The organism is Aliiruegeria lutimaris (assembly GCF_900099935.1).
GTDB lineage: Bacteria > Pseudomonadota > Alphaproteobacteria > Rhodobacterales > Rhodobacteraceae > Tropicimonas > Tropicimonas lutimaris.
In genome coordinates this window covers 1-18,058 of the sequence record NZ_FNEK01000072.1, presented here as the reverse complement: position 1 = coordinate 18,058, position 18,058 = coordinate 1, and the positions used below count along the sequence as shown (strand labels likewise).

The following is an 18,058-nucleotide window of genomic DNA, read 5'->3' as shown; positions in this document are numbered from 1 at the left end:
TCCTTGGGTTGGGGGCGGAGTTTGGTTGGTCACCTTTAGGGCGTCAGCCTTCCCTCCGCCGGTTCTAACCGGTTCAGGTTCAACGGGTTCGCGTAACGCATCTCAGCTTTTCAGCACCCCGAGGTGCGCTCTGGATAGATCAAACCGGGCTCCGCAGCAAGAGAGCGCAGGCGGCGCAATGCCGGCAAGCCGCTGCCGCGACTCAAAACGCGCCCTCTTTCGAAGGGCGCGTTTGTCACTCGGTGTCGTCGTGGAGGCCTACGAGCCTCCGCCCGCGGTCGGCGGAACGGCATTCTTCTCGGCGGCGAGCCCCTTGACGATTGCCACGCACATGAGAAGCAGGACGAAGGTGAAGGGCAGCCCGGTGGAGATCACCATGGCCTGAAGCGCCGAGAGCCCGCCGCCCAGCAGCAGCACGATCGCCACGGCGCCCTCGAAGGTGCACCAGAAGACCCGTTGCGGCAACGGAGCGTCGATCTTGCCGCCAGCGGTGATCGTGTCGATCACGAGGCTGCCGGAATCCGACGAGGTGACGAAGAAGACGATCACCAGAACGATCCCGAGGGTGGAGGTGATCGAGGCCAGCGGCAGCCCTTCCAGCATGGCGAAAAGCGAGATCGGCGGGTTGTAGCTGTCGATCACCTGTGCCTTGACCGCGCTTGTCGTTGGATCGGACAGGACCTGGTCGATTGCCACGCCACCGAAGACAGCCATCCAGAGCACGCAGACAAGGCTTGGGATGATCAGTACGCAGATGATGAATTCGCGTACCGTGCGCCCACGGCTGACCCGGGCGATGAACATGCCGACAAAGGGCGACCAGCTCACCCACCATGCCCAGTAGAAGGAGGTCCAGCCCTGCATGTAGCCGGTATCCTCCCGGCCGATCGGGTTGGAGAGCGCGACGATCTCGGTCGCGTAGGTGCCAAGTCCGGCGAAGAAATCGGAGAAGATCACCATTGTCGGCCCGGCCAGCAGGACGAAGAGCAACAGCAGGGCGGCCAGCACCATGTTGATCTCCGAGAGCACCTTCACGCCGCCATCGAGTCCACGCAAGACCGAGACCAGCGCAATGCCGGTAATGATGGTGATGAGGACGACCTGGACATTGGCGTTGTTGGCGATGCCGAAAACATGCTCCAGTCCGGCATTGGCCTGTTGCGCGCCGAAACCGAGCGATGTTGCCAGCCCGAAGAGCGTGGCGAAGACCGCGAGAATGTCGATGACATGGCCGGTCCAACCCCAGACGCGATCACCGAAGATCGGGTAGAAGGCGGAACGGATGGTCAGCGGAAGGCCCTTGTTGAAGCTGAACAGCGCCAGCGCCAGCGCCACAACGGCATAGATAGCCCAGGGGTGCAGCCCCCAGTGATAGATCGTCGCCGCAAGCCCCATGCGCTTGGCCGCTTCGACATTGGCGTCGATGATCGTTCCGTCCTCGGCGAAGGGCGAGGGCACGCCGAGCGGCTGCGAGATCGCCATGTGGTAGACCGGCTCCAGAACACCGAAGAACATCAGCCCGATGCCCATGCCGGCGGCAAACAGCATCGCGAACCAGCCGGAGTAGGAATAGTCCGGCACCGCGTCCGCGCCGCCAAGTCGCACGCTGCCCCATGGGCTCACGATCAGGAAAAGGCAGAACAGGACGAAAATATTGGCCGAGGTCAGGAAGACCCAGTCGAAAGTGCCGGTCAGCCATGGCCGCAGCGCACCGAACGCGGCGGTCGCCTGCTCCTGGAACACCAGCGCGTAGAAGACGAAGGCAACGATCGTGAGGCCCGAGATCAGGAAGACCGGGTTGTGCACGTCGAAGCCGAAGGGGCCGACTGTGCCTTCTACGTTGTCCTGGCCGATCTCGAAATCGGTGTCGATGACCTCGGTATGTCCCTCCGGTTCGGGAATGCCCTGGTCCGTTGTTACATCGCTCATGGCGTAATCTCCGGTTTGTTCCGTTCAGTTGCGCACGACCATGACGGTTGCCTTGGCGAGCTTGGCGACGATGCCGCCGTCGGATGGCAGGAAATGGTCCAGCACGTTCGGAACATGTCCTTCCATCACGATGAGATCGGCGCCGATTTCCTCTGCGGCGTGGACCAGCCTCGCGTCGAGTTCGACCCGGGGGTCATGGCTGATGATCGCATGGTGCGCGGTCGAAATTCCCGAGCGTTCCGCCTGTGCGGCGGCGAATTCGGCAAGGTGACTGGCGAATTCTTCGGGCGTGTGCCCTGTTGCGCCAGGAGCGGTGCCGGTGACACCCACATAGACGACCGGGATGTCGAAATGACGCGCCAATTCGGCAGCGCATTCGAGAGATTTGGTCAGTTTGTCCTGATGTGCCAGATCCACCGGAACCATGATCTTCGTGAACATTTCTTCCCCCCGGTATTTGTTCGGCGTGAACGAAGATGCAGTCTCCCAGTCGATAACGGGGTGCCGCTTCGATGGTCGTGCAAATCGCCTTTGGTATTGGAACAGGCTAACAGGTTCGCCTTGCATCGCAACCTTTGCGCCAGCCATTGGGGGGGGGATTTTTTATAAATTATTGAAAAATATATGCTTTGCACACTGCAGGCGGGCAGTCGATCTGCGCGCAAGCCGGGGTCGCGGCTTCGAATGTGGCCATCGTCGCATTGCTGTCAGCGTTTGAACAGTCTCAGACGGTTCCGATATCCTGAGCCAGCCGGTCTTCGAGTTTAGTCAGGGTTCTGGGCGCGGTCGTCATGTCTGCTTTCCGATCATCATGGTTTGCGGACCTGTTCGGGGCTACGCCTTGGGCGACACAGTGGCATGGCCAAGCGGATGCGTCAGGGGGGTCGCCCAGCCGAAGATCGCGACGGCATGGATAAGTTCGACGATTTGCGCATCGTCGAACTCCGGATCCTCGGGCATTGGATATTCGCCTATCAAGCCAGGTTGGGCGGAGCGGACGGCCATGCGCAGGGCGCGGCTGAGACCGAGTTCATCCTTTGGCTCCAGAACCGAAAGCCGGCAGGCCTCGGCGCCCTTGTCCGTTGCCGGTCAGCTCGAACTCGCCAAACGAATGAGAGGACCTCACGCCGTGGATTTTCGCCAACTCGAAGCTTTCGCGACAGTTGTTTCCACCGGCAGCATGACTGCCGCTGCCAGAGTGCTCGGGACATCGCAGCCGACCATCATCCGGCTCGTTTAGGACCTCGAGAATTCACTGGGCCTGAATTTGCTGATCCGAAGCAGCCCGCGGATCACACTGACGCGGGAGGGGCTCGATTTCTGCGCTGAGCCCGAACGGTTGCTGGTGGCGGTCTCGCGGTTGGAAGCCCAGGCGCGCGACATCGCGAGCGGCGCGCCGCGTTCCTTCGATGCCGCCGCCATCTCGGCGGTGGGGCTGTCAGTCATTCCGCGTGCGCTGGCACGGCTCGACCGAAGCAAGCTGCGCGGAGCGGTGCGCCTGAGCATTCAGAGCGCGCAGAGCGTGCCGTTCATGCTGACCAGCGGACAGGCGGATATCGTTTTTTTTAACCCGCCGCTGCAAGGTATCGCGATCCGGCCTCTTGCCGAAGAGATCATGTTCACCTGGAGCGTCATCGTGTCTGATGGCCATCCCCAGAGGGGCGCGCTCGGCGAGCTGGTAACGGCGCATGAACAGGTCGTCGCCGAGACGATTCCCGGCTTTCGCCGACTGGATCAGACCGAACTGCGCATATTGCTGAGCGCGGAACGCAAGTAAGCTTCAGGCCGCCGCGCCGCGCGCCTGGCCCGAAAAGCGACAGCCCAAACCACGCCACCTTTGCGGTATTCCTCGAAAATCCCTCGGTCCCAGGCACAGATATCCAGTTCGTCGATCAGGATCGCTTTGTCGTGCAGGGCGGTTGCGTTTGTCATGGTGCTTACAGAGGCCTCCGCCATGCGTGGGCGAAAAGGCCACCAGGCAGCGGGGCTGTACTTCGTACATACTCTGGCTTGCATGATGTAAAAAATGAGTAAGCGCGCAGCCGGGCCGGGCTGCGCGCCTGTTGGTTTGATGGAAGGTCGGGATCAGGCGACGCCTTGAAGGCGCGCCGGGTCTCTTGCCGTGAAATGAGCGGTTTTCGGGTCGCAGTCATAGGCCGTCGCATACTCGCGGGACCGTTCTGCCAGCTCGGTAACCGCGCCGAGGATTCGCTCCACCTGCTCGTCGCCATGCAGATAGCTGAAATTCAGGCGCACCCAGCCCGGCTTTTCAAGCTCGTGCCCGTTGCTGAGCCGCTGGAAAAGCGCTTCGGACCGTGCTTCGTCGAGGTCGAGCAGCGCGTGGGCATAGGGCCCGGCGCAGGCGCAGCCGCCGCGCACCTGGACACCATGAATGTCCGACAGCATCCGCGTGAAAAGATGCGGATGCACGGGTTCGCCGGCCAAGTCAGACACCTGGAAGGAAAAGATCGGCAGCGCGTCCACCTCTTCGAAACGTCCCAGAATTTTGATGCAAGGATGTGCCCCGAGCCGTTTCATCGCCCGCGCGCGCAGATCCGCATCGCGTTGAAGAATGGCTTCCGTGCCGATGGCGTCCTTGATCAACATGACAAGGGCCGCGCGAATGTCGCCGACGATATTTGGCGTCCCGCCCTCTTCCCGTTCCTCAACATGGGCAGAATAGTCGGTCCGCCACGGCGAGACGAACCAGACCGTGCCGCCGCCGGGCGCCGTGGGGGTCCTGCGTGCGATGACCGTGTCGCGGATCACGGCGACACCCGAAGCTCCGGGGCCGCCCGGAAACTTGTGCGCAGAGAAGACGATGGCGTCCTTGGCGCAATCGGGCGCAGGCGACATGTCCATCGGCAGGTATGGGGCGCCGCCGGCATAATCCCAGATTGCCAGGGCGCCATACGCTTTCAGAAGGCGCGTCACCGCGTTTGTATCGGTCAGAATACCGGTGACGTTGGACGCGGCAGAGAAGGAGCCGATGATACGCCGTGCCCCATCTGCCGCGATCAGCGCGGTTTCGAGCGCGTCGAGATCCACGCCTCCACCGGGCTTTTCCGGAATGGTCACCAGTTCGGCACCGCTCTCCCGCCACGGAAGGATGTTGGAATGGTGTTCATACGGGCCGATCAGCACCACGACCCGCTCCCCCGCCGCGACAATTTCCTCGATACGTAGAAGGCGCGCGATCCGGTTCAAACCCGCCGTCGCCCCCGATCCGCAGAAGACAACATGGCATTCTTGATCGGCATTCACGAGCCTGCCGATCGTGTTCCGCGCTTCCTCGCGCATGCGCGTCATGGTCATCCCGCAGAAGGATGTCTCGGTATGGCTGTTGGCATAGAAGGGCAGCACCTTCTCCATCACGAAATCTTCCACCTGCCGAAGGGCGCGGCCGGAGGCAACGTAGTCCGCGTAGAGGAGGCGTTTCGTTCCGAAAGGGGTCTCGAATTCGATATCGTCACCGATCAGCCCCTGGCGCAGCGCGTTGAGCAGATCGGGCCGGTTCAGGTTTTCGCGAAACTCGGTCAGGGCGGTCATGGGATGTCTCCAGGAAGCACTTTCCCAAAATACAGCCCACAAAATCGGAGAATTCACCTTCAAATACTTGGATAAATCCGCAAAAGAGTGTGGGTTTGATTGGAGTATTCACGAAGAAATAGATCAAGCTGGCGAAGCGACTCTGCGCGCGGCACAACGGAACAACAAGCCTTCGGCGGCTTCACGACGAACCGAAAAGCCCTAGATGCCCTGGCAGAGGAATATCGTAGAGACTACGGCGGGTGAGTGGAGATGGTGTTTCTGCCCATTTCAAGCATCAGGACGATCCCGGGGATTTCGTATTTCCGGAAACGAAAACGCCCCGCCGAAACCGGCGGGGCGCGTTCTGTTCATTCCGGGTGAGCGGGATCAGAAATCCCGGCTCTCCGGAGTGTTCACGATGAACGGATCGCTGACATCGTTCCCCGAGAGGTCCTCGGTCGGCGCCGCGAGGGCCGCGGCGGCTTCCGCTTCGGCCTGACGCTCCTCGATGACCTTCTGGTCGCGATCCTGCGCGATCCGGCGGACCCGCTGGGTCGCACCGCCGGTACCGGCCGGGATCAGACGACCGACGATGACGTTCTCCTTCAGGCCGACGAGCTTGTCGCGCTTGCCCTGGACAGATGCCTCGGTGAGCACGCGGGTGGTCTCCTGGAAGGAGGCCGCCGAGATGAAGGAACGCGTCTGCAGCGAGGCCTTGGTGATGCCGAGCAGGATCGGCTCGCCCTCGGCCGGGCGCCGCCCGTCCTTGATCGCCTTGTCGTTGGCCGCGTCGAACTCCGCCTTGTCGACATGTTCGCCCTTGAGCAACGTCGTCTCGCCGGAGTCGTTGATCTCCCACTTCTGCAGCATCTGGCGAACGATCACCTCGATGTGCTTGTCGTTGATCTTCACGCCCTGCAGTCGATAGACGTCCTGCACCTCGTCGATCATGTAGTTCGCGAGTTCCTCGACACCCAGGATCGACAGGATGTCATGCGGCGCCGGGTTGCCGTCCATGATGTAGTCACCCTTCTGCACGAAGTCGCCTTCCTGCACCGGGATGTGCTTGCCCTTGGGCACCATGTACTCGGTCGGTTCCTGGTTCTCGTCGGCGGGGACAATGGAGATCCGGCGCTTGTTCTTGTAGTCGCGCCCGAACTTCACATAACCGTCGGCCTCGGCGATGATCGCGTGATCCTTCGGACGACGCGCTTCGAAGAGTTCGGCAACACGCGGCAGACCACCGGTGATGTCCTTCGTCTTCGCGCCCTCGCGCGGGATACGCGCAACAACGTCACCGGCCTTGACCTGGGTGTTTTCCTCAACCGAGAGGATGGCGTCCACGGACATCGGGTAGGTGACCGGGTTGCCCGCCTCGTTGCGCATCGGCTCGCCGGTTTCCGGATCGAGGATCAGGATCTCAGGCTTGAGCTCGTTGCCCTTGGGCGCGGAGCGCCAGTCGGACACGATCTTCTGGGTCATGCCGGTGGCATCGTCGGTCTCGTCACGCACCGAGATACCGGTGATGAGGTCGACGAACTTAGCCGTACCGGCCTTCTCCGCGATGATGGGCAGCGTGTACGGGTCCCACTCGAACAGCTTGTCGCCGCGGGCGATTTGCTGGCCTTCCTTGACGAAGATCTTGGAGCCGTAGCCGATCTTGAAGTTGCCGCGCTCCACGCCGTGATCGTCCATGATGGCGATCTGCATGTTGCGACCCATCACGACCTGCTCACCGGCTGCGTTCTCCAGCAGGTTGGCGTTGCGGAACTCGATCTTGCCGTTGCCGTTGGCTTCCTGGAACGACTGCTGGCCACCCTGGGCAACGCCGCCGATGTGGAAGGTCCGCATCGTCAGCTGCGTGCCCGGCTCACCGATCGACTGCGCCGCGATGATGCCTACAGCTTCGCCCTGGTTCACCATCGTGCCGCGCGCGAGGTCACGGCCATAGCACATCGCGCAGACGCCCTCTTCCGACTCGCAGGTCAGCGGGGAGCGCATACGGATGGAGACCAGGCCCGATTGCTCGATCTCGTCGGCCTTGCGCTCGTCGATCAGCTCGTTCTTGGCAACGATAACCTCGTCGGTGCCCGGACGCAGGATATCGTCCGCCGCGACACGACCAAGCACACGTTCGCCGAGCGAGGCGACGACTTCGCCGTCATTGACAGCCGGCTCCGCCGTGATCGCTTTTTCGGTGCCACAGTCGTGCTCACGAATGATGCAGTCCTGCGCCACGTCCACCAGACGACGGGTCAGGTAGCCCGAGTTCGCCGTCTTCAGAGCGGTATCCGACAGGCCCTTCCGCGCGCCGTGGGTGGAGTTGAAGTACTCCAACACGGTCAGACCCTCTTTGAAGTTCGAGATGATCGGCGTTTCGATGATCTCGCCCGAGGGCTTGGCCATCAGGCCACGCATGGCGCCCAGCTGTTTCATCTGCGTAACAGAGCCACGCGCCTTGGAGTCGGCCATCATGTAGACCGAGTTCGGCTCCATTTCGGCGCCGTTCTCGTCGAACCGCTTGGCGGAGATGGTGTTCATCATGGCGTCGGTGACGAGGTCGTTACATTTCGACCAGGCATCGACGACCTTGTTGTACTTCTCACCCTGCGTGATCAGGCCGTCCATGTATTGTTGTTCGAAATCCTTGACCTGGTCGCGGACGCTGTCGACGATCTCCCACTTGTTGTCGGGGATGACCATGTCATCCTTGCCGAAGGAGATGCCGCCCTTGAAGGCTTCGCGGAAGCCCATGCCCATGATCTGGTCACAGAAGATGACCGATTCCTTCTGGCCGCAGTAACGGTAGACGGTGTCGATGACTTTCTGAACGTCGCCTTTCTTGAGCAGGCGGTTGACCAGCTCGAAGGGCGCCTTGGCGTTCTTGGGCAGCAGCGCACCGAGGCGCACCCGGCCGGGCGTCGTCTCGTAGCGTTTCTGAACTTCCTGGCCATGCTCGTCGATCTGCGGCACGCGGCACTGGATCTTGGCGTGCATGTGCACTTCACCGGCGTTCAGCGCGTGCTCAACCTCTTCGATGCCGCCGAAGACCATGCCTTCGCCCTTCATGCCGTCGCGCTGCAGCGAGACATAATAGAGGCCAAGGATCATGTCCTGAGACGGAACGATGATGGGCGCGCCGTTGGCGGGCGACAGAACGTTGTTCGTCGACATCATCAGCACGCGCGCTTCCAGCTGGGCTTCCAGCGAGAGCGGTACGTGGACGGCCATCTGGTCACCGTCGAAGTCGGCGTTGAAGGCCGAGCAGACGAGCGGGTGCAGCTGGATCGCCTTGCCTTCGATCAGAATGGGTTCGAACGCCTGGATGCCGAGGCGGTGCAGCGTGGGCGCGCGGTTCAGCAGAACCGGGTGCTCGCGGATCACCTCGTCGAGGATGTCCCAAACCTCGGGACGTTCCTTCTCCACCAGCTTCTTCGCCTGTTTCACGGTGCTGGACAGGCCCTTGGCCTCCAGACGCGAATAGATGAAGGGCTTGAAGAGCTCGAGCGCCATCTTCTTGGGCAGGCCACATTGGTGCAGCTTCAGCTCCGGACCGGTCACGATGACCGAACGGCCCGAGAAGTCGACCCGCTTGCCCAGAAGGTTCTGGCGGAAGCGGCCCTGCTTGCCCTTGAGCATGTCGGAGAGCGACTTCAAGGGGCGTTTGTTGGCACCGGTGATGACCCGGCCGCGACGGCCGTTGTCGAACAGAGCGTCAACCGATTCCTGCAGCATCCGCTTTTCGTTACGGATGATGATGTCCGGCGCGCGAAGTTCGATCAGCCGCTTGAGGCGGTTGTTCCGGTTGATGACGCGGCGATAGAGGTCGTTCAGGTCCGACGTGGCAAAGCGGCCACCGTCCAGCGGGACGAGCGGGCGCAGTTCCGGCGGAATGACCGGCACGACGGTGAGGATCATCCATTCCGGACGGTTGCCGGATTCGAGGAAGTTCTCGACGATCTTCAGGCGCTTGATGATCTTCTTCGGCTTCAGTTCGCCGGTGGCTTCCTTCAGCTCCTCGCGCAGCGTCTCGGCGGTCGACTCCAGGTCGATCTGAGAGAGCATTTCACGGATCGCTTCGGCGCCGATATTGGCTGTGAAGGCGTCCATGCCGTACATGTCCTGCGCATCCATGAACTCCTCTTCGGACATCAACTGCCCGTAGGTGAGATCGGTGAGACCCGGCTCGATGACGACATAGTTCTCGAAGTAGAGAATGCGCTCGAGATCCCGAAGCGTCATGTCCAGCATCAGGCCGATGCGGGACGGCAGCGACTTCAGGAACCAGATATGCGCAACCGGAGCGGCCAGTTCGATATGGCCCATGCGTTCGCGGCGCACCTTCTGCAGCGTGACTTCCACGCCGCATTTCTCGCAGACAACGCCGCGATACTTCATGCGCTTATACTTGCCGCAAAGACACTCGTAATCCTTGATCGGGCCAAAGATACGGGCACAGAACAGGCCGTCGCGCTCCGGCTTGAAAGTCCGGTAGTTGATGGTCTCGGGCTTCTTGATTTCGCCATAGGACCACGAGAGGATCCGTTCCGGGCTCGCGAGGCTCACCTTGATCTCGTCAAAGACCTTCGGCGGCGTGAGCGGGTTGAACGGGTTGTTGGTCAGTTCCTGGTTCATCTTCAAATCCTTGAAATGGTGCGAAAAGGGAGGAGCCGGGCGACCGCGAGGGCCGCCCGATTCAGGCGCCGGGCCTTATTCCTCATCCTCCGCATCCAGGAGTTCCATGTTCAGGCCGAGGCCGCGGACTTCCTTGACGAGCACGTTGAAGCTCTCCGGAACGCCGGCTTCGAAGTTGTCCTCGCCCTTGACGATCGACTCGTAGACCTTGGTCCGGCCAGCAACGTCGTCCGACTTCACCGTCAGCATCTCCTGCAGGGTGTAAGCGGCGCCGTAAGCTTCCAGAGCCCAGACCTCCATCTCCCCGAAACGCTGACCGCCGAACTGCGCCTTACCACCGAGCGGCTGCTGGGTGACGAGCGAGTACGGGCCCGTGGAGCGGGCGTGGATCTTGTCGTCGACAAGGTGGTGCAGCTTGAGCAGGTACTTCATGCCCACGGTGACCTGGCGGGAGAACTTCTCGCCCGTGCGGCCGTCGAACAGGTCCGACTGGCCGGAGAGATCGAAGCCCGCACGCCTGAGCGCGTCGTTGACGCCCTCTTCGCGCGCACCGTCAAAGACCGGCGTGGCGATCGGAACACCGCGGGTGACGAGCGAAGCGCTCTCCACCAGATGTGCCTCGTCCATATCGGCGATGCCTTCTTCGTAGACATCGTCCCCATAGACGATCTTCATCGCGTCACGTACCGGCGTCAGGTCACCCGAGCGGCGATACTCGTCCAGCGCCTCGTCGACCTTGATGCCCAGGCCGCGCGCGGCCCAGCCCATGTGGGTCTCGAGGATCTGTCCGACATTCATCCGCGAAGGCACGCCGAGCGGGTTCAGCACGAAGTCCACAGGGGTACCGTCGGCAAGGAAGGGCATGTCCTCCATCGGGACAACCTTGGAGATGACACCCTTGTTGCCGTGACGGCCGGCCATCTTGTCGCCCGGCTGAAGCTTGCGCTTCACCGCGATGAAGACCTTGACCATCTTCATCACGCCCGGCGGCAGGTCGTCGCCACGGCGGACCTTCTCGACCTTGTCCTCGAAACGCGCTTCCAGCGCGCGTTTCTGCACGTCGAACTGTTCGTTCAGCGCCTCGACAATCTGTGCGTCGGCTTCTTCGCCGAGCGCCAACTGCCACCACTGACCCTTTGAAAGGGTCCCCAGCAGCTCTTCGGTGATCACGGAATTGGACGGAACGCCCTTCGGGCCTTTCACGGCGGTCTTGCCGAGGATCATGCTCTTGAGACGCGCGTAGATGTTGCGCTCGAGGATGGCCATCTCGTCGTCTCGGTCACGGGCCAGGCGCTCGACCTCTTCACGCTCGATCTGCAGCGCGCGTTCGTCCTTCTCCACACCGTGACGGTTGAAGACGCGGACTTCCACGACGGTACCGAAATCCCCCGGCGGCAGGCGCAGGGAGGTGTCACGAACGTCGGAGGCCTTCTCGCCGAAGATGGCGCGCAGGAGTTTTTCCTCCGGCGTCATCGGGCTCTCGCCCTTCGGCGTGATCTTGCCCACGAGAATATCCGCCGGCCCCACTTCGGCGCCGATATAGACGATGCCCGCCTCGTCGAGGTTGCGCAGGGCTTCCTCGCCAACGTTGGGAATGTCGCGGGTGATCTCTTCGGGTCCAAGCTTGGTGTCACGGGCGGCGACTTCGAATTCCTCGATATGGACCGAGGTGAAGACGTCATCCTTGGCGATCCGCTCGGAGATCAGGATCGAGTCCTCGTAGTTGTAGCCATTCCACGGCATGAACGCGACGATCACGTTCTTGCCAAGCGCCAGTTCGCCAATATCGGTGGAGGGACCGTCGGCGATGACCTCGCCCTTGGTGATCAGATCGCCCACCTTCACCAGCGGCCGCTGGTTGATGCAGGTGTTCTGGTTGGAGCGCTGGAACTTGCGCAGGCGGTAGATATCCACGCCCGGATCGCCCACTTCGAGGTCTTCCGTCGCGCGGATAACGATCCGCTGGGCATCCACCTGGTCGATGATGCCGGCGCGCTTGGCCATGATGGCCGCACCGGAATCGCGTGCGACCACTTCCTCGATGCCGGTGCCGACGAGCGGCGCCTCGGCACGCAGGAGCGGCACGGCCTGACGTTGCATGTTCGAGCCCATTAGAGCGCGGTTGGCGTCGTCATTTTCCAGGAACGGGATCAGCGAGGCAGCGACCGAAACCAGCTGTTTCGGCGACACGTCGATCAGGTCCACGCTCTCGCGCGGCGCCATGGTGTATTCGCCCGACTGGCGGGTGTTCACCAGGTCGTTCTCGAACCGGCCCTCGGCATCGAGATGCGCGTTGGCCTGGGCCACGGTGTGCCGCATTTCCTCGGTGGCGGACATGTAGTGGACCTCGTCGGTCACCTTGCTGTCCTTCACCACCCGGTAGGGGGTTTCGATGAAGCCGTACTTGTTCACGCGGGCAAAGGTGGCCAGCGAGTTGATCAGACCGATATTCGGGCCTTCCGGCGTTTCGATCGGGCACATCCGGCCGTAGTGGGTCGGGTGCACGTCGCGCACCTCGAAGCCTGCACGCTCGCGGGTCAGACCGCCCGGGCCAAGCGCCGAGAGACGACGCTTGTGCGTGACCTCGGAGAGAGGGTTGGTCTGGTCCATGAACTGCGACAGCTGCGAGGAACCGAAGAACTCGCGCACGGCCGCGGCGGCGGGCTTCGCGTTGATCAGGTCCTGCGGCATGACCGTGTCGATCTCGACGGAGGACATGCGTTCCTTGATCGCGCGCTCCATGCGGAGCAGGCCGACGCGGTACTGGTTCTCCATCAGTTCGCCAACGGAGCGGACACGACGGTTGCCGAGGTGGTCGATATCGTCCACGTCGCCATGGCCGTCCCGGAGCTCCACAAGCGCCTTGATGCAGGAGATGATGTCCTCGTTGCGCAGCGTCCGCTGGGTATCGTCGGCGTCGAGCGCGAGGCGCATGTTCATCTTCACCCGGCCAACAGCCGAGAGATCATAGCGCTCGCTATCGAAGAACAGGCTGTCGAAGAGCGTGGAGGCAGCTTCGACGGTCGGCGGCTCGCCCGGGCGCATCACCCGGTAGATGTCCATCAGCGCGCCTTCGCGGCCGATGTTCTTGTCCGCTTCCATCGTGTTGCGGATGTAGGGGCCGACATTGATGTTGTCGATGTCGAGAACGGGGATCTCGGTGAAGCCAGCGTCCAGCAGCTCCTTGAGCGTGCCGCCGGTCACATCGCCGTCCTTGTCCACTTCCCAGGTCAACTCGTCGCCGGCCTCGACATAGATCGCGCCCGTATCCTCGTTGATGATATCCTTGGCGACATAGCGGCCGACGATATGGTCGAACGGCACCAGAAGCTCGGTGATCGTGCCCTCTTCGATGATCTTCTTCACCGCGCGGGGCGTCACTTTCTTGCCGGCCTCGCAGATCACTTCGCCGGTGGCGGCGTCGATCAGATCATAGGTCGGGCGCGTGCCACGGACACGCTCGGGGAAGAACTTGGTAACCCAGCCCTTGTTCTTCTCCAGCTTGAAGTCGACCGTGTCGTAATACTTGTCGCAGATGCCTTCCTGGTCGAGACCGAGCGCATAGAGCAGGGTCGTGACCGGCAGCTTCCGGCGACGGTCGATACGGGCATAGACGATGTCCTTGGCGTCGAATTCGAAATCGAGCCAGGAACCGCGATACGGGATGATCCGGCAGGCGAAGAGCAGCTTGCCCGAGGAGTGCGTCTTGCCCTTGTCGTGGTCGAAGAACACGCCCGGAGAGCGGTGCATCTGGGAGACGATCACGCGCTCGGTACCATTGACGATAAAGGTGCCGTTGGGCGTCATCAGCGGCATGTCGCCCATGAAGACGTCCTGCTCCTTGATGTCCTTCACCGATTTCGCGCCGGCATCCTCGTCCACATCGAAAACGATGAGGCGAAGTGTGACCTTCAGCGGGGCGCTGTAGGTCATGTCGCGCTGCATGCATTCCTCGACGTCGTACTTGGGCTTTTCCAGTTCGTACTTGACGAATTCGAGAACAGCGGTCTCGTTGAAATCCTTGATCGGGAAGACCGACTGGAAGACACCCATGATGCCTTCGCCGTCCTTCGGCTCGGTCGAGTCGCCGGATTTCAGGAACAAGTCATAAGAAGATTTCTGAACCTCGATGAGGTTCGGCATTTCCAGGACTTCCCGGATCTTGCCGTAATACTTGCGGAGTCGCTTCTGGCCAAGGAAGGTCTGCGCCATGTGGTAAGTCACCTTTCGTCTGTCACGTCTGTGCATGCCGTCGGGCTCCGGCTGCACGCCGCTCACGAATGAAGGGGGTCAGGTTCTATTCCCGCTGCCGTCCCACCGGCAACTCCCGAACCATTTGAACCGCGCCTTGGAAAGGGCTCGTCTATTGAGCCCTTTCCAAGACAGGTTCGGCAGGAGCCGGTTTTCACCGGCTCCTGCCTCACAAATCACATCGAAACTCGGATTACTTGAGCTCGACTTCGGCGCCAGCTGCTTCCAGCTTGCCTTTGATTTCTTCGGCCTCTTCTTTGGAGCACTGCTCCTTGACGGCCTTGCCACCAGCTTCGACGAGCTCTTTGGCTTCCTTGAGGCCCAGGCCGGTGATGGCGCGGACTTCTTTGATGACGTTGATCTTCTTGTCGCCAGCGGCTTTGAGGATCACGTCGAACTCGGTCTTTTCTTCCTCGGCAGCGGCGCCAGCGCCGTCAGCCGGACCGGCCATCATGACAGCGCCGCCAGCAGCGGGCTCGATGCCGTATTCGTCCTTGAGGATGGTTTTCAGTTCCTGGGCTTCGAGAAGGGTCAGACCCACGATCTCTTCAGCAAGTTTCTTCAGATCAGCCATTGTACTGTTTCCGTATTTCTAGATGTGTTCCAACGCGAAGGGTAACTCTCCACGAAGGTCTCGCGATCACGCGGCCTCGCCGCGCTCCTCGATGGTGCTGAGAATGCTCGCGATGTTCGAAGCAGGTGCGCCAATGGCCCCGGCAATGTTGGATGCAGGCGCGCCGATGCAGCCGACGATGGAAGCAATGAGCTCCTCGCGCGACGGCATTTTCGACACGGCCGTGACACCAGCACGGTCCAGGGCGTTCTCTCCCATGGCACCGCCGAGGATCTCGAATTTCGAGTTGTCCTTGGCGAAGTCCTCGGCGACCTTGGCCGCAGCCACGGGGTCTTCCGAGAAGGTGAGAACGGTCATGCCCGTCAGATACTCGCCGATGCTTTCGCAGGGCTGTCCTTCAAGGGCGATCTTGGCGAGCCTGTTCTTGGCAACGCGAACGGATGCTTCGGCGCCGCGGGCGCGAGCACGAAGATCCTGCATCTCTGCAACCGTGAGACCTTCGTAGCGGGATACCACCACGACGCCAGAGCTTTCAAAGATCTGGCCGAGTTCCTCGACCACTTTCTCTTTCTGGGCTCTATCCACAGTTTCACTCCAAGTATGGGAAGCTTGCACCCCCCGGCTCTACTTTGCCGGCGTGAGCCGGCGTTAAGGTCCGTTTTACGGGGCTGCGCCAATACGCCCGAGGACACCCTCGGCCAATCTTGTCGTATCCCGTCTCAGGCAGGATTTATGGCCACGGTCGAATTGATGAGGCCACCCACCGTCTTGGACGAAACGCAAAACAGCGCACGACGAATCGCACGCTGGATTGCGAGAGTTTTAATTAGTTGCAAACAGGGCGATTGCCAAGGGCAAAACCTTACCCTGCGATCGAGTTCACGAAACCGTCAAGAAAGGCCGACAGTTTCTCCGCCATTGCATCGTCGGTGAGCGTTCCTTCAGCATCAAACACCTTTCTGGCTCCGGAAACAAGCAATCTGCCCCCGTGATACTGCCTGGCCTGAAGCGCGCGCAGCACTTGGAGCCACTGGGTTTGCGCCATGATGGTTCCGAATCCGCCCGGAGACGCCCCGATCACGGCCACCGGCTTGCCCTTGAACACATCCGCCCCCGGCCCGCTGCCGATCCAGTCCAGCGCATTCTTGAACACGCCGGGAATGCCGTTGTTGTATTCCGGGGTCACCAGCAGCAAGCCGTCAGCCGCCGCGATCTGCTCTCGCAGTTCCAGGACGCGCTCGGGCACACCCTCCGCCTCCACATCCGCGTTATAAAGCGGAACACCGGCAATGGAGCCGATCTTCAGCTCCGCCCCAGTCGGCATCTTCCCCTTTGCCGCCTGCAGCAAGGAGGCGTTGAAAGACGCGCGGCGCAGGCTGCCGCTCAAACCGAAAATCGTCGTCATTTTCTCACCTCAGCGCAGGCTGTTCAGGAGCGCCATGGACGGTTGACCCGTCACGGCCATTCCCTTGCTGCGCTCATAGTCCGAGATTGCCGCTTCCGTCTTGGACCCGATCACGCCGTCGGGCTCGCCAACGTCATAGCCCTTCGCATTCAGCCGCCGCTGCAACTCCTTGCGATCGTCGATGCCCATGCCGTAGCGATCCGGCGCGAAATTGCCCTGGATTGGCGGCTTGCCGACCAGCCGGTCCGAAAGGTGACCGACGCCGATGCCATAGCTCTCGGCATTGTTGTAGCGCAGGATGACGTTAAAGTTGTTGAAGACCATGAAGGCCGGGCCGCTCAGCCCGTCGGGGGCAAGAATGGCGGCAGAGCCGTGATTGGGCACCCTGTTCCCCTTCATGTCCAGCACCCCGGAAGCGGCCCAGGCATCCGGGGTGCGCGTGCTGCCGCGCCCGGTCGGGCCAGAGAAGCCCGCCGGAAGCCGCACTTCGACGCCCCAGGGCTGACCGCGCTTCCACCCGGAACGCTGCAGGTAGGCCGCCGTCGAGGCCAACGCGTCGGCAGGGTTGTCCGACCAGATATCGCGCCGTCCATCGCCGGTGAAATCGACGGCATAGGCTTCGAAGGATGTCGGGATGAACTGGGTATGGCCCATTGCGCCGGCCCAGCTTCCCAGCATGTTTTCCGGAGTGGTATCGCCCCGCTGCAAGATGCGGAGCGCTGCCATCAGCTGTTTTTCCATGAAGGCGCCGCGCCGCCCGTCATAGGCCAGCGTCGAGAGCGAGGAGATCACCGGAATGTCGCCTCGCCGGGTTCCGTATTTGCTCTCCAACCCCCAGACAGCTGTCACCACCTGTTTCTCGACGCCGTATCGGCTCTCGATGGCAGACAGCGTGCCATTATGCTTGCTGAGGGCGGATTTCCCCATGCGGATCCGTTCGTCCGAAGCGGCGATGGCAATATAGTCCTCCAGCGTGCGGGTGAACTCGGTCTGGTTGCGGTCCTTCTGGATGACATCCGGAAGATAGCCGACATTCCGGAATGCCCGATCAATGGTGGATTGCGAAATACCGTTTGCTGCGGCGCGCCCCTTGAAGCTCGCAACCCAGGCGTCGAAGGCCGGGTTGGGCACCGCCTTTACCTTTGCCGGAGACGCGCGCGACACGCTGCTGCTGCCACTAGAACAGGCCGTCAACGCCAATGCGCCCAGCCCAAATGCAATCGTTCTTCTGGAAATGCCCATGCTCGCCACCTGATTTGCAATTCTTTGAAGAAACCCTAGCGCATCCGTTGCAGACGTCACAGACGTTGCGTGGGCCGCCGCTATCAATTTCTTCGGACTTCGTGCCCCGGTCGGCCCGTCCGCACGCGCAGGCAAAACCTGGGCGGAACAGGGGGCAACGCCTCTTTAGAGCGTGTCGCGTTTAATCGGCCTCATAGCCTGCGGCTTTGAAGTAGTTGTAGCATTCTTCGTCCGAGAAGAGGTTGCAGACCTGTCCGACGGCGGCCCAGAGTTGGTCATAGGTTCGCGCGGCGGCCTTCCTGATCAGTGTCTTGAGTTTCGAGAAGGCCATCTCGATGGGATTCAGATCTGGGCTGTAGGGTGGCAGGAACAGGAACCATGCACCAATCGCGCGTAGGGACGCCGCTGCGGCCGGGGCTTTGTGGCTCGACAGGTTGTCGAGTATGACAACGTCGCCTTCGCGCAGCGTCGGCCCCAGTTGGGTTTCGATG

At 61.6% G+C, this 18,058-nt stretch carries 13 protein-coding genes and 1 riboswitch; of the genes, 2 read left to right on the top strand and 11 right to left on the bottom strand.

Annotation, left to right across the window (positions count from 1 at the left end):
• Positions 1-33: 33 nt before the first annotated feature.
• A riboswitch (TPP riboswitch) is annotated at positions 34-131 on the bottom strand.
• 127 nt (positions 132-258) lie between these two features.
• The 3 genes from BLR85_RS22770 to BLR85_RS30295 form a co-directional block, all read right to left on the bottom strand.
• The gene (locus tag BLR85_RS22770; RefSeq protein ID WP_093162873.1) at positions 259-1,929 is read right to left on the bottom strand and encodes a BCCT family transporter; all 1,671 of its coding nucleotides are present in this window, start codon (positions 1,927-1,929) and stop codon (positions 259-261) included.
• A 24-nt stretch (positions 1,930-1,953) separates the two neighbouring features.
• Positions 1,954-2,370, bottom strand: coding sequence for a universal stress protein (locus BLR85_RS22765; protein ID WP_093162870.1), 417 nt, complete (start codon positions 2,368-2,370; stop codon positions 1,954-1,956).
• A gap of 393 nt (positions 2,371-2,763) precedes the next feature.
• Positions 2,764-2,889 (bottom strand): hypothetical protein, encoded by a 126-nt coding sequence (locus tag BLR85_RS30295; RefSeq protein WP_280138521.1) that lies wholly within the window; start codon positions 2,887-2,889, stop codon positions 2,764-2,766.
• Positions 2,890-2,932: 43 nt separating this feature from the next.
• Here BLR85_RS30295 and BLR85_RS30565 point away from each other — a divergent pair, with 43 nt between their 5' ends.
• Entirely contained in the window at positions 2,933-3,169 is a 237-nt protein-coding gene (locus BLR85_RS30565; protein ID WP_139188514.1) for a LysR family transcriptional regulator, read from the top strand.
• 27 nt (positions 3,170-3,196) lie between these two features.
• Complete coding sequence (locus BLR85_RS22755; RefSeq protein WP_093162864.1) at positions 3,197-3,706, top strand: type 2 periplasmic-binding domain-containing protein; 510 nt, start codon at positions 3,197-3,199, stop codon at positions 3,704-3,706.
• A gap of 308 nt (positions 3,707-4,014) precedes the next feature.
• On the opposite strand, the gene BLR85_RS22750 is transcribed toward BLR85_RS22755, so the two are convergent.
• The 8 genes from BLR85_RS22750 to BLR85_RS22715 form a co-directional block, all read right to left on the bottom strand.
• Positions 4,015-5,478 (bottom strand): aminotransferase class V-fold PLP-dependent enzyme, encoded by a 1,464-nt coding sequence (locus tag BLR85_RS22750; protein ID WP_093162861.1) that lies wholly within the window; start codon positions 5,476-5,478, stop codon positions 4,015-4,017.
• Between the two features lie 369 nt (positions 5,479-5,847).
• Entirely contained in the window at positions 5,848-10,095 is a 4,248-nt protein-coding gene (gene rpoC, locus BLR85_RS22745; RefSeq protein WP_093162857.1) for a DNA-directed RNA polymerase subunit beta', read from the bottom strand.
• 75 nt (positions 10,096-10,170) lie between these two features.
• A complete protein-coding gene (gene rpoB / locus BLR85_RS22740) occupies positions 10,171-14,307 on the bottom strand; it encodes a DNA-directed RNA polymerase subunit beta (RefSeq protein WP_093162855.1) in 4,137 nt (1,378 codons plus the stop codon).
• A 232-nt stretch (positions 14,308-14,539) separates the two neighbouring features.
• Positions 14,540-14,920: a 50S ribosomal protein L7/L12 gene (gene rplL / locus BLR85_RS22735; protein WP_068307216.1), complete on the bottom strand. Its 381-nt coding sequence runs from the start codon at positions 14,918-14,920 to the stop codon at positions 14,540-14,542.
• Between the two features lie 66 nt (positions 14,921-14,986).
• Complete coding sequence (gene rplJ, locus BLR85_RS22730) at positions 14,987-15,505, bottom strand: 50S ribosomal protein L10 (protein WP_093162852.1); 519 nt, start codon at positions 15,503-15,505, stop codon at positions 14,987-14,989.
• A 277-nt stretch (positions 15,506-15,782) separates the two neighbouring features.
• Positions 15,783-16,325 carry an NADPH-dependent FMN reductase gene (locus tag BLR85_RS22725; RefSeq protein ID WP_093162849.1) on the bottom strand — a complete coding sequence of 181 codons (543 nt, stop codon included), beginning with the start codon at positions 16,323-16,325 and terminating at the stop codon, positions 15,783-15,785.
• A 9-nt stretch (positions 16,326-16,334) separates the two neighbouring features.
• The gene (locus BLR85_RS22720; RefSeq protein ID WP_093162846.1) at positions 16,335-17,567 is read right to left on the bottom strand and encodes a lytic murein transglycosylase; all 1,233 of its coding nucleotides are present in this window, start codon (positions 17,565-17,567) and stop codon (positions 16,335-16,337) included.
• Positions 17,568-17,748: 181 nt separating this feature from the next.
• Positions 17,749-18,058 (bottom strand): transposase (locus BLR85_RS22715; protein WP_170844569.1); only part of this gene is annotated, 310 nt, incomplete at its 5' end.